We start from the raw sequence: 13652 nt of genomic DNA, 5'->3' as shown, positions 1-13652 counted from the left end.
TAGATCGAGTTCACTACGGAGGATGATCGAGTTCACTACGAAGGATGAACGAAGGACGAACGAAGAACTAACGAAGGAACATATATACAAAAGAGACGGTCAGCATACGAATCTGCATTCCTCCCTTAACGTATTCTGCAATAACAGCACAGCTTGAAACAACCATATCATGGCATGAAACGACCGTATCACGACTTGAAACAATCATATCATGCCATGATACGACGATTTTTCCACACCATGATACATGAAAATATCAGGCAAGACCAACAACCCATTTGCCATTTTTGTTACTTCCCATACGAGACAGGATACCGGCAGACTTTAGTGTTGCAATATGTTTTCTTACCATACGTTCAGACATACCGAGAGCTTCAGCAGCAATTATAGCTGACGCACAGGTGTTTTCACCAAGATAATCAAGCACCTTCCATGCCGAATCTGAAACTTCCGGATATTTATCATGAACTTTATCATGAACTTTATCATGAACTTTATCGTGAACGTCATTCAATTCTTCACCTTGATGATTCTTGAGGGTTTCAAGAATTTCAGACAGCATAAAGTCGATAAACACACCAGAATCGGCAGTTTGCGTACTTGCTGTTATTGCATCATAGTAGGCTTGCTGATTAGAAAACACCATATTCTCTACTGGCAAATGCTCAAACAACGGATGCAGCTTGCCCAGAATAAGCGATTGCCACAACCTTCCCATACGTCCATTGCCATCAGCAAAAGGATGTATAAACTCAAACTCGTAATGGAACACACACGAGCGTATAAGCAGGTGGTCTTTGCTTTGCCTTAACCAAGCAAACAAATCCCCCATAAGATATGGAACCCTGTCGGCAGGGGGTGCCATGTGCACAAGCCCTTGTTCTGAAAACACACCTACGCCACTATGCCTATATCTACCAGGATAATCAATGATTGCCTCCATCATCTGTGCATGAGCCTTGAGCAAGTCTTCTTCCTTAAAAGCATCAAGATATGGATACATCTCATATGTCTTGATGGCATTCTTCACCTCTTGTATTTCCTTAAGTGGCGCAACGATATTTTTGCCGTTGATTATGTCGCGCACCTCACCCTCCGTCAGCTTATTACCTTCTATAGCAAGCGAGCTGTGGATTGTACGTATTCTGTTAACCTTGCGTAGATGCAGAGCATCCTTCTGTTCAAGTCGTATGGCATAACGCTCTATCAGACCTGAAATCTCAGCAATCTTATTGATTGCTTCTGCACTTATTGTGAACGGTGGCGTATACATAATCAATTAACATAAAATGCCTAATAACGCAAAAAGGTGCAACATCTATTTGTTGCACCTTTTCGTATGTTGGGATACTCGGACTCGAACCAAGAATGACAGGACCAGAATCTGTAGTGTTACCATTACACCATATCCCAATAAGATTGAATAAAGAACTGACGCTTCAGACTGAATGTCTGCTGTTGGGATACTCGGACTCGAACCAAGAATGACAGGACCAGAATCTGTAGTGTTACCATTACACCATATCCCAATATCAGCGCAACTCGTTCCCTAATTGCGAGTGCAAAGATACAAATAAAATTTGAAATGCAAACATTTTTCGTGTTTTTTTTTAATAAAATCTAATAAAAAGCCGTTTTTATAGGTTTTCAGCCGTTTTTCAGATTATTCACTGTACCTTTGCATTACTAAAAAATATACAAACCAAGCAGTATATACACATTATTATATATAATAAAGAAAACAATAAAGAAATCTGAATGGAAACTAAGAACAAACTTGTAGAAGCCATTGTTAAAGGTATTCAAGAGAAAAAGGGACAGGACATAACAATAGCCGACTTGCGCGAGTTGGACGGCTCAATAGCCAATTACTTCGTAATCTGCCAGGGTAATTCGCCGTCGCAGGTGGAAGCCATTGCCGACTCCGTAGAGGAGACAGCACGCATCGAAGCCGGCGACAAGCCAATACACGTACAGGGCCTGCCTCAGGCTTACTGGGTGGCTATGGACTACGGCGACGTACTCGTACATATATTTATCCCTGAAGCACGCGATTTCTACAATCTTGAAAATCTCTGGCAGGATGCTGCCATCACCAACGTGCCAAATCTCGATTAAGAGCAAACAATTATGGACAACAAAAAAAATCCTCTGGGAGACAACCAGCCGAAGATGCCACGGTTCAATATGAACTGGATATACACGATTATACTCGTGGTTCTGCTGGTGGCGTTATTCTCCGACGGAGGCTCTGCCATCATTGGCGGGCCATCGGCAAGCCAGGAAGCAACATACACCAGGTTCATGACCTATGTGCAGAAGGGCTACGCCAAGAGTGTAGTAATAAACAAGGACAAGGGTACGCTGCGTATGTACGTGAAGCCCGACAAGATACGCGACGTGTTCGGACAGTCGGGTCAGCAAGTAGGACGCGATCCCTTCGTGAGCGTTACCTATGGTTCGACCGATGCTGTCGACACCTATCTGTCGGCAGCACTGCAAAAAGGCAAGATAGCCGACTACAGCTATGAGAAGGACAGCAACTCCGGACTGATGTCACTGTTCTACACATTCGGTCCGATAGTATTGTTCGTACTGCTTTGGATGTTTATCATACGACGCATGAGTGGCGGAGGCGGAAGTGTCGGAGGCGGCATCTTCAACGTAGGCAAATCGAAAGCACAGATGTACGAGAAGGGCAACGACATGGGCATAACATTCAAGGATGTGGCTGGTCAGGCTGGTGCCAAGCAGGAGGTGCAGGAGATAGTCGACTTCCTGAAGGAACCTCAGAAATATACCGACCTTGGCGGTAAGATACCTAAGGGCGCATTGCTCGTAGGTCCTCCGGGAACCGGTAAGACTCTGCTTGCAAAAGCTGTGGCTGGCGAGGCCGGCGTACCTTTCTTCTCAATGAGCGGTTCGGACTTCGTCGAAATGTTCGTAGGTGTAGGTGCAAGTCGTGTTCGCGACCTGTTCCGCCAGGCCAAGGAGAAGGCTCCATGTATCATCTTCATCGACGAGATTGACGCTGTGGGTCGTGCACGTAGCAAGAACCCGTCAATGGGAGGCAACGATGAGCGCGAGAACACGCTCAACGCCTTGCTTACAGAGATGGACGGATTCGGCACCAATAGCGGTGTCATCATACTTGCAGCTACCAACCGTGTCGACATGCTCGACAAGGCATTGCTGCGCGCCGGACGTTTCGACCGTCAGATTAGCGTCGACCTGCCCGACCTTACCGAGCGTAAGGAGATATTCAACGTGCATCTGCGCAAGGTGAAGATTGATCATACTGTCGACATAGACTTCCTCTCACGCCAGACACCGGGATTCTCGGGTGCCGACATTGCCAACGTCTGCAACGAGGCTGCCCTTATAGCTGCACGCCATAACAAGAAGAGCGTGGGCAAGCAGGACTTCCTCGACGCTGTAGACCGTATCATCGGCGGACTGGAGAAGAAGACCAAGGTGATGACCAACGACGAGAAGCGCACCATTGCGCTGCACGAAGCAGGTCACGCCACTGTGTCATGGTTCTGCGAGCATGCCAATCCGCTCGTCAAGGTGAGCATTGTGCCGCGCGGACGTGCACTGGGTGCAGCATGGTATCTGCCCGAAGAACGACAAATCACTACCAAGGAGCAAATGCTCGACGAGATGTGCTCATTGCTGGGTGGACGTGCCGCTGAGGAACTCTTCACCGGACACATATCTACCGGTGCTATGAACGACCTGGAGCGCGCTACCAAGTCGGCTTACGGCATGATAGCCTATGCCGGCATGAGCGACCGACTGCCCAACATCTGCTATTACAACCAGCAGGAGTATCAGTTCCAGCGTCCTTACTCGGAGACAACGGCAAAGATTATGGACGACGAGGTGCTCAAGATGATCAACGACGAGTATGCACGCGCCAAGCAGATACTCAAGGAGCACAGCGAGGGACACAACCAGCTGGCTGAACTGCTTATGACACGCGAGGTGATATTCGCTGAAGACGTGGAGCGCATATTCGGCAAACGCCCCTGGGTGAGCCGCTCGGAAGAGATAATCGAGGACAATCTGCCCAAGCTTGAGGACATGCCCGAAGAAGTAAGAAAGGCACAGGAAGAGCACGAGGCAGCAAAACACAAAGAAGAGTAGCGGAGGCATTTGGCCTCCACCGCCAATAAGAAAATACTAATAAAACAAACTTCTTTCAGACTATGAGTGATAAAATGAAAAACCTCATCGTACGCTCGATTACAGGCGTGATATTCGTGGCAGCTGTAGTGACATGCTTCCTGCGCCCCGAGGCTATGATACTATTGTTTGCACTGATTACCGGACTGACCGTGTGGGAATATACGGGCATTGTAAACAACATCGAGAATGTGACGGTAAACCGCTTTCTCGCCACTGTGGCAGGTGTATATCTGTTCTTCGGCGTTGCGGGCTTCTGTTCGGGCATAGTGCCGTCGGCAGTATTCATCCCCTATCTGCTGACTGTAGTGTATATGTTCATATCGGAGCTGTACACCAAAGCGCCCAACCCCATCAACAACTGGGCATACACCATGCTGTCGCAGATGTACATCGCCCTACCCCTCTCGATGCTCAACGTGCTGGCATTCAGAGGCACTGCCGACGGTGTGGTTTATACATCGCTGCTGCCGCTGAGTGTGTTCATTTTCCTCTGGACCAACGACACAGGTGCCTACCTGAGCGGTTCGCTCTTCGGCAAGCACAAGCTGTTTCCACGTGTGTCGCCGGGCAAGAGTTGGGAAGGAAGTATTGGAGGCGGCATTCTGGTAATTGTAGTAGCAGCCTTGATTGGCATGTACGAGAACTCTGACATGCACACAGGCAATGCTGAGGTATCGCTCAATATAACACAGTGGATTGGTATGGGGCTCGTAGTCGTGTTCTTCGGAACATGGGGCGACCTCGTGGAGTCGCTGTTCAAGCGCACCATAGGCATCAAGGACTCGGGCAACATTCTGCCAGGACACGGTGGCATGCTCGACCGCTTCGACTCGTCGCTGATGGCTATTCCGGCAGCCGTGATTTATCTGTATACACTTACGCTGATGTAATTCTCAGGCTACGGCGAGGACGCAATAGCCTCCTATATAGAGTGCTGACATCCTGTCATTAATTGCGACAGAATGTCAGCGCTTTTTTGTTGGTACATATATTGCAGAATACATAATGTAAGAACATTTGAGAATGAATTGATTATTAGGTTACACATAGATTAGTAGGTTACACATAGTAGGTTTTAGTTAGGTTATAGGTTAATATTGATTGTTTCTGAAAAACACAAAAAAGTGGGGGATGCATCAAGACATTAAAGTCTTGGTGCATCCCCTTTACATTATACCTACATTTTAAACCATATAGAACTTTCACAAGTTCTGAAAACCATACATACTACTTTGCTATCATGATAGTAACACGGTTCTTATTGTTTTCAGCAAACGGCTGAACACGTGCACCCTTTGAATCTGTAGAAATACGTTCCTTAGCAATGCCATACTTCTCGACGAGAGCCTTTGTAACAACCTGAGCACGCTGCTTTGCAAGGCGGTCGTTGATAGTATTGTTGCCTGTGCCGGCATCGGCATAGCCAGTCACCTCTACCTTAGCCTCAGGATTGTTTTGGAGGAAGTCGACAATCTCCTGAATCTTATGCTGCTCCTGAGTACGGATAGTCTTAGAGTTGATGAGGAAGAATACGTCGCGACGGATGTCCTCTATCTTTGGCTCAGCCTTAGGCTGCTCTACGGGAGCTACATACTCCTGTACTGGTGCTGGAGCTGGTGCCGGAGTTTCCTCAACCGGCTGCGGCTTCTGGCGCTTTGTATGGCTCTTGCCAAGATTGATGCGCACACCAGCCAAAGCATTGAAATACCAGTCGGAATTGCCTGCCTTCTTTGAGTTGTACTTGTCGGTGAGAACATTGGCATTGCCCTCGAGCATGATGCTTACGTTCTTGCTGACACGAATAGAAACGTCTACACCGCCACGACCAAACGGACGTGCCTTAGTGCCGTCCCAGAGATACTCAAGATTGTACTTGTTGAGATTCTGCAGATTGGCAGCGATATCCTGCACCTCGTCGTTGCCGTATGCCACATTGACACCAGCACCGAGGAATGCTGTAACGTTGAGTACGCGGTTGGGGTTCCAACCACAGACAAGGTTGCTGAGGTTGAGCATGAAGTCAACACCAGGAGCAACATAGTTGAACTTATACTTAGCTGTGAAGGGGGCGTCGCCTACCTTGTCACGGAAGCCCGACCATCCGCCACGGCTCTGAAGTCCGTTAGCCTGCAGACGCATTGCGAAAGCGGGCGAGAACTGATAGCCCAAGCCAATCTGGAAGTTTGGTGAGAGCATATCGCCGAACTTGCCTTCGCCGAGTGTGTACTGTCCACCAGCCTGAAGGTCGAGGAACAGGTGCTTCTTAAACTGATAGTCGTTGCCTTCCTGGTCTGTATAAGTAGCCTGAGCTGCAGCAGTCATTGTCCCTGCAGCAAGCAATGAAGCTGCCAAAAATGTCTTTATTGATTTCATACTTTAAGATATTTAGTAGTTTATTTACTTGTTAGTTTATTTCTTACTCTCAAGTTTCTTGAGGTTTTTCTCACGCATCTGTCCTTCGTAAGAGTTCGTCACTGAATCGCGCTTGCTTGGATCGACAACAGCGTGATCGCCCGAAGGAGAATCCATCACACACAGTTTCCAAGCTCCCATATAGTCGACCGGCTTAAAGTAGAACACGGTGCGGATAGCATTAGGACCCTCAACCTCTTCAGAAAGAAAGACCGTACACTTCACCTCATTGAGATAGGTCTCATTGAACTTGATGTAGTCGATATGATGACTCTTTATCTTGAGTGCCTTGAGCTTGCTTATCATTACACCAAGTTGCTCATTGTTGAGAGGTTCCGGTTCAAGATAGAGCGAATCAGCCTCAGTATGTGCAGTGAAAAGCATGGCAGCAGCCTCCGTATAGCATTCGTTCTCGGCATAGCCAAAGAACTGGTCTACAAGCTGCACCACGGCTGTTGAGTCGGCATTTGTCATTGACAGTTCGAAACCAGTCTCAGTAGGTGCGGGCTTTTTCTGTTTACAGCCAACGGCAGCAAACATAACAATAGCAACGGCTATTGCAAGAACATATTGACTTTTAAAAATGTGTTTCATCTTAACGCTGTCTCTTAATGTTTATATTGTGAAAAAAGGCAGGCACGCGCTTCACAGCCATGCCTGCCATCCGTTATTAGTTATTGTATGAAAAAGTTCAAAAACCGTTACTTCTTAACAGTCTTTGCTGCAACCTGTGACTTGTTAACCTTAACGATAACGTTGGTCTTCAGTACACCCCACTCGTATGTGATCTCAGCAGGGATAGTGATTGTGAAGTCACCTACTGTTGTACCATTGTTGTTGTATGTCAAAGTACCATAATTGTCAGCTGCGATGAATTTGCCTGTAGGAGCAGTGTAGCTCAGCTGGATCTTCGTAGTAACCTCGCTCAGTTTCTCGTTGCCACCATTGAGGTTAGTTGTAGCATTCTTGGTATCAAGAGCAATCTTGGTAACCTTGTAGTACTTAAAGTAGTCAGTCGGAGCAAATGCACGTTTCGGATCAGTGAAGTCGTAACCATTCCAGTTTGTGAATGTCAACTTAACCGGAGCTGTTGTCTTAACAGCATCTGTGAACTCAGCAGAAGCACCCTCTACAGAGATAGGACGGATGAACTTAACGTCGAACTCATTGTTGTTAACAACGATAGGAGCACCCCAGCAAGTTTTCGACTTAACAGCTACACGAGCAGTAAGAACGTTGGCCAACTCCTTAGGACTGTAAGCGTTGAGCAATACAAGAGCCTGAGCATCCTTAGACATTTTAACAACACCAGTAGTTGTCATTGTAGCAACTTTGAATGTCTTAGCCTTGTCGCCAAAGAGAGTCTTACCGTCAGCGCTTGCGTAGAAGTCGTGACCATCAACGAAGCTGAATGAAGCCTGTTTGTTTACAATGCTCTCAAGAACATTGTAAGGAGCATCCATCTTGTCGAGAGTAATCTTGTTGCCAACGAGAGTGTTCTTGATGTCGAATACAAACTCGTCGTTTGAGTCATCCTTACCCATCTGCTCTACGTTGCCGTGGATTTCGTTATAGCCAGTACCAGCAACGAGTGAGTTCTGAGCATACCAAGACTTCTCAATCTTGTTCACATTGTTGAACGTTGTTACTGGATCGATATTGATTTCAGCAGGAGTCCATGTGAACTTAACGTAGATGTACTTGTGAGTAGCAGTCTTACCAGGCTTCAAGGTGTAACGTACGTAAGTAGAGTACTCCTTAACGTTCTTGTCCTTGAAGATAGAGTAAGCCTCCTGACCTGTGATAGTCCACTGAAGAACCTGAGTCATAGTACCCTGAACGTCAGCTGTAGTAACGGCAACCTTACCGATAGGACTTGTAAGAGCAGCTGCATCGATAGTGTTCTCCTCGAACTGAGCCAAGTCAGATGAGTTGTCGCCATCGAGCTTGTATGTATCCTCGAAGTCCTTCTTAGACATGTTAACATCAGCGTGAGCGAGAACCTGGTTCTCAATCTCGTACCAAGTGATGTTCTTAGCAAGTGCAGGTTTGTTGTTGTCGCAGTTCAAATTGAACTTAGTGTCATCAGCGAACGGAACAGTGATCTGTGTCGGTTCAGCCTCAACCTCATTCTCTACGATCTGTACCTTCAGATAGCCTACAGCAACGATGTGGTTGTTAACAGTATCATTGAGGACAACACGTACCAACGGCTCACGACCGATAGTAGAACGCTTCTGGGCAGCGCCATAAGGAAGCTGCTTACCGTTGTCGTCAACTACCTGAGGACGCAGAGTGTAGCCGTCAGCTGCGATAGCAGCGTGAGCACTCTGAGAAGTCTCGTTTTCGCCCTTATGATAACCTACAAGCTCGAATGTATACTTGAAGCCGTCCTTCTCAACAGCCTTTTCAGTAGCATCCTTAGTCTCTACGATTCTGCCCTTGTTAGCAGCAGCATCCCACCAGTATGTGCAAACATACTCACGGAGGTCGATACCCTTATCGTTGTCGTACTTAACAGTAGCGATAGGAGTCTTGTCCTTTATAGTACCATAGTTGCTCTTAATAGCCTTAGCAGCACCATCCCACAACTGTGATGAGGTCTTCTGCTTGCGAGTTGACTTAGCATTGAGAATCTGAACATTTGTGTAGTATGAAGCACGCAGAGTAGCGAAGTCAGATGTTACGACAGCGCCGTCCTTTGTATACTGCAGAGCTACGAGAGTCATATTCTTCTGGTCATTCTTCAAGTCAAGCTGCTTGAGAGCCTCATCGTGGTTGTATCTTGCATGTACATCAACCATGCCATTGCTATTCTTAACAGTCTTAACTGTGAAGATAGGATTGTTGGCTGCACGTGTTGATACATACTGTGCGTTGCTTACGAGGAACTTGTAATCCTTGGCATCCTCAGTAACGGCTGCGTTAGAAGGATTCAAGAAATAAGCAGCGTTCATATCAGGAGCATAGTAAACATGCTTGTCTGAAGTCTTCTGTGTAGGAGTATCCTCAGAGAAGTCTTCATTTGCATTCACCTCTTTTACATAATATGACTGATAATTATATGCAGCAAGATTGATAGCCTCAACACCGTCTACATAGTATGACGGGCTGAACACCAATGAGCGGAGCTCTGAGTTGAGGTTGATAACAACCTTACCATCCTTAGCATCCTTAACACCTACGAGAGTAAGAACGTTCTTCTCCCATGTTGCGGTGATCGTGCCTTCGCCCCAGAACTTGATGTTTGTAGACTCAACCTTCTTGCCATCCTGATACTTGTCGAAGAATCCGGTCTCGGCATTAGGAACATAGTAAGCACCGTTCTGACCAGGCTTACCCGGAACACCAGGTGCGCCAGGTGCGCCAGGTGCGCCAGTTTCGCCCTTTTCACCAGCAGGACCCTGAGCGCCAGTTGCGCCAGTTTCGCCCTTTTCACCAGTAGGACCCTGAGCGCCAGTTTCGCCCTGCTCGCCCTTTTCGCCACGTGAAGGAAGACCTGAATCCTTCAAACCAGTACCGTCGTTGTACCACCAGTTGCCGTTTTCACCGATTTGCCAAGACTTACCGTCCTTACCAGCAGCACCAGTTGCACCAGCAGCACCGTCCTTACCATTGGTAATGGTATAGTCCTTAGACTGGCCGTTCTCGTTCAATGTAATCTTGATACCGTCAGCTACCGGAGTAACAGAAGTAAGGATTGCACCGTTCTTGATCTGGGCCTGAATGTCCTTGATAGCCTCCGACAACTGATCGATCTGGGTCTGGAGACCGCTGATATCGTCATCGTAGTCCTTACAAGACGTAATAGTACCCACGGATGCTACAGCAAGAGCACCCATCAGCAATACGCTAAAATACTTTTTGTTCATACGATTTAAAAAAATTAATTAAACTATTATCAATACTCAATTATCTAATATCTAACGTAATCGCCTTAAAACGAACGTGTTAATACAACAATACGACTAATGCTCTTCTTCATTAGCCATACTATATATACATTCTCTGACTGGCAGTGTAAACCGCTAAGTCTACATTCTTTTCAATTTAGCTATTCGTTACATAATGCTAAAATTGCTACTCCATTCTTGTATCTCCTGCGCGGAGATTTGAATTCGAGTTGCCACCCTTTTCTATCGCAGCCATAAGCATATCGTTGGTACGATCGATGATGTCTTCATCAATGCTTTTCAGGTAGATTTGAGTGGTTTTTTCAGAGTCGTGCCCCAGACTATCGCTTATGACGCTGACCGGAATATGCATTCCACGAGCAATAGTAGCCCACGAGTGGCGCGCAACGTACATGGTAAGCGGTTTGGGCAGCGCCAATCTTATGGAAAGTCGGCGCAGATAATAGTTTACTTTATTTTGTTGCTGTAGATACTGACGACGCAAGCTCAAATCCAAATGGCTGTTGAGCACGCCCAAAAGATGTTCGCTATCGAGCGAAGGGTGTCTGTCGACAATCGCCTGCATATTTTCGCGCCAAGCCACACGCAGTTCCTGGCCCGTCTTCTGGCGGATATATACAAGCTGTCCGTTGCGCACGTCGCTCTTGCGCAGATTGACAATATCCACAAACGACATGCCACGGGTGTAGAAGCTGAAAAGGAAAAGGTCGCGAGCCAATGCCTCCTCAGCGTTTTTAGGTACACAATTGAGCACAACGGATATGATACCGGCATCTACTGCACGCTTCACTGTGCGCGGAAATCCGGTGTAGACATTGTCAAACGGACGTAGGTTGGCAATAGACAATCTACGTACAGCTTTGTTGTAAATAGCCCGTAACACCCTCATATAGAACGAGATAGTGTTAAGAGTAAGACCATCTTGGCGCAGACGACTCTCGAAAGCCTCAATTATTACACTGTCGATGTCGGTGAGTGCAATATCGTGGCCTCCACGAAATATTAGAAAACGATTGAGTGCTGCGGTATAAGTTTCCTGAACACGCACCTTATTGTTGGCACGTAGCTGTCCGACAAGCAATTCTACGAATGAGCCAAGTGTCATTGACACATTATTCTCACTATTTGACACGGTATTGGTTGGTACGACATTGACGCTGTCAGACGTCTTTGCCAATCTTATTGTATATTCTTCACGCATAATACCATCAGTCATCAAATCCTTAGGTAATTCTATCTTAAATATCATATAAATAATGTAATTTATACGCGCAGAATGAATATAGGATGTAGCAAAATGTAGCTTATCCACAACGTACAAATCAATTCAATATTGTACCTACAAACAAAAAATAACAACATTGTGTCCGCACAAAACATTGTTTAACAGATAAGGAATGACGATAAATAATAAGGCGATGATGCAAATTTTAAATTTTTTTGAAAAAAAGACTAAATCTCTTGCAGTTTCCAATAATTCTTTCTACATTTGCACTCGAATTCAAATCTCCGCGCAGGAGATAATGCAAAATTCTGCGCAGGAGACTGCAATCTCCGCGCAGGATATATAAAATGCCTCGTTTGAGGCATTTTTTGTTTCATCTGACGCTTGAATTATCGAAAATTCCGTTTCACATGTAATATTATGTGCAATGTTATCAGGTTTTATAGTATCAGTTTGATATTGTAGAATAAATACGTTGTGGGAATTTTCACAAAATGCCACTTATTATAATCAATCTTTCGCGATTATTAAGTAATAGAGTTAGTTTATTGATTGAAGCAACAAAAACAGCATTGTTCTTTCTTACAGAGAAGGGAAAATAATGTTGTTTTTGTTGCCTTTTGCCTTTTATGGCAAATGTGGGCAGACTTTGTTATTCCGCCTTGCTCGGATAGTGCATATTCTCCGGCTTGATACAGTCGAGCACTTCGTCGCAATACTTGCGTGACTCCCAACGTGCCATAGGCAGGTCGTGCAACAGCCAGTTGCCACAGTCTTGTGGTGCTGCACCCGGTATGTCACCATCGAAGTCGGCAACAAAACGGAATGTGCGCTGCATCAATTCCACTATATCCTCAGGCTGAAGGTCGCCACGCATAAGCAGATAGTTGCCGGTGAGGCATCCCATCGGTCCCCAGTACACGATGCGGTCTTTCCACTCGGCATCGTTGCGCAGATAGGTAGCAGCCAGATGCTCAATGGTGTGCAAGGCGCCTGGGTGAAGGGCTGGTTCGCGGTTGGGCTCCTTCATACGAATATCGAATGTGGTGACAACGTCGCCACCCACATTGTCCTTGCGCGACACATAGATGCCACGCAACAGACGGTTGTGATCGATTGTAAAGCTTGGTATCTTCTCCATATTATTTATGATTTAGCCTTTTTACCCTTTTACTTTTTTTTACCTTTTTACTCTTTTACCTTTAAATGCTTTCAAGGAACGCCTTTGTCACCTCGAACGAGCCTTCAGCCATACGCTCCCAGAAGTCGAAATACATCTGTGCCTTATGGTCTTTAAGCGGAATGTCGCTGATGATACGGAAGCTGATGAATGGCGTGCTGTATATATTGCACGTCTGGGCGATAGAGCAGCTCTCCATGTCGACAGCCTCAGCATCGGGGAAGTTATTGAGTATCGACTGCATCTTCTCGCGTGAATTGACAAACCAGTCGCCACTGACGATGAGACCGCTGCGCACATGGGTTTCGCAATTGAGCGAAGTAGCCTTATCTACGAGTTCGGCAGGACAGCCAAAGCGTGCCGGCTGACCCATAACCTGCCCCATCTGGCACTCGTCGCCACAATAAACGTCGTGATAGCAACACTCGGTGCTCACCACTACGTCGGTGACATTGAGCGAAGTATCGGCTCCACCAGCCACACCTGTCGAAATGACGAGGTCGGGGCTGTAACGGCTTATCATCTCCACAGCGCCAATGGCAGAGTTTACCTTGCCGATGCCACACTGCTGCATCACCACCTCGCTGGCACCGATACGCCCCTTTATAAACGTGCGGCCATCGTGTGTCTCAACAGCCTTGTCTGTGGCGAGAGTCTGCAACTGTGCAAACTCCTTGTCCATAGCCACTATTATTCCTATTCTCATTGCTATATCCTGTTATTAATGTTT

10 protein-coding genes and 2 tRNA genes are annotated in these 13652 nt (G+C 46.5%); 3 read left to right on the top strand and 9 right to left on the bottom strand.

The genetic code is table 11. The annotated features are described in order from the left end of the window. Positions 1-256: 256 nt before the first annotated feature. The 3 genes from I6E49_RS07390 to I6E49_RS07380 form a co-directional block, all read right to left on the bottom strand. Positions 257-1273 carry a Fic family protein gene (locus tag I6E49_RS07390; protein ID WP_235401432.1) on the bottom strand — a complete coding sequence of 339 codons (1017 nt, stop codon included), beginning with the start codon at positions 1271-1273 and terminating at the stop codon, positions 257-259. 69 nt (positions 1274-1342) lie between these two features. Continuing rightward, positions 1343-1413 (bottom strand) — tRNA-Gln (locus I6E49_RS07385). A 45-nt stretch (positions 1414-1458) separates the two neighbouring features. Further along, a tRNA-Gln gene (locus I6E49_RS07380) sits at positions 1459-1529 on the bottom strand. Between the two features lie 229 nt (positions 1530-1758). Between I6E49_RS07380 and rsfS the strand changes: the two genes are divergently transcribed. The 3 genes from rsfS to I6E49_RS07365 all read left to right on the top strand — a co-directional run bounded on the left by rsfS (position 1759) and on the right by I6E49_RS07365 (position 5081). Next, complete coding sequence (gene rsfS / locus I6E49_RS07375) at positions 1759-2118, top strand: ribosome silencing factor (RefSeq protein ID WP_235394638.1); 360 nt, start codon at positions 1759-1761, stop codon at positions 2116-2118. Between the two features lie 12 nt (positions 2119-2130). Further along, positions 2131-4149: an ATP-dependent zinc metalloprotease FtsH gene (gene ftsH, locus I6E49_RS07370; RefSeq protein ID WP_235401430.1), complete on the top strand. Its 2019-nt coding sequence runs from the start codon at positions 2131-2133 to the stop codon at positions 4147-4149. A 62-nt stretch (positions 4150-4211) separates the two neighbouring features. After that, entirely contained in the window at positions 4212-5081 is an 870-nt protein-coding gene (locus I6E49_RS07365) for a phosphatidate cytidylyltransferase (RefSeq protein ID WP_235401427.1), read from the top strand. Positions 5082-5418: 337 nt separating this feature from the next. On the opposite strand, the gene I6E49_RS07360 is transcribed toward I6E49_RS07365, so the two are convergent. The 6 genes from I6E49_RS07360 to I6E49_RS07335 all read right to left on the bottom strand — a co-directional run bounded on the left by I6E49_RS07360 (position 5419) and on the right by I6E49_RS07335 (position 13628). After that, positions 5419-6564, bottom strand: coding sequence for an OmpA family protein (locus tag I6E49_RS07360; RefSeq protein WP_235401425.1), 1146 nt, complete (start codon positions 6562-6564; stop codon positions 5419-5421). A 36-nt stretch (positions 6565-6600) separates the two neighbouring features. Continuing rightward, the gene (locus I6E49_RS07355; RefSeq protein ID WP_235401423.1) at positions 6601-7197 is read right to left on the bottom strand and encodes a hypothetical protein; all 597 of its coding nucleotides are present in this window, start codon (positions 7195-7197) and stop codon (positions 6601-6603) included. Between the two features lie 107 nt (positions 7198-7304). Continuing rightward, positions 7305-10475, bottom strand: coding sequence for a collagen-like protein (locus I6E49_RS07350; protein ID WP_235401466.1), 3171 nt, complete (start codon positions 10473-10475; stop codon positions 7305-7307). 208 nt (positions 10476-10683) lie between these two features. Continuing rightward, positions 10684-11766 carry a tyrosine-type recombinase/integrase gene (locus tag I6E49_RS07345; RefSeq protein WP_235401421.1) on the bottom strand — a complete coding sequence of 361 codons (1083 nt, stop codon included), beginning with the start codon at positions 11764-11766 and terminating at the stop codon, positions 10684-10686. Positions 11767-12394: 628 nt separating this feature from the next. Then, positions 12395-12883: an S-ribosylhomocysteine lyase gene (locus I6E49_RS07340; RefSeq protein WP_235401419.1), complete on the bottom strand. Its 489-nt coding sequence runs from the start codon at positions 12881-12883 to the stop codon at positions 12395-12397. Between the two features lie 61 nt (positions 12884-12944). After that, positions 12945-13628: a 5'-methylthioadenosine/adenosylhomocysteine nucleosidase gene (locus tag I6E49_RS07335; protein ID WP_235401417.1), complete on the bottom strand. Its 684-nt coding sequence runs from the start codon at positions 13626-13628 to the stop codon at positions 12945-12947. Positions 13629-13652 lie beyond the last annotated feature (24 nt).

The sequence above is a fragment of the Leyella stercorea genome, from assembly GCF_021531655.1.
This window is presented reverse-complemented; position numbering and strand designations above follow the sequence as displayed.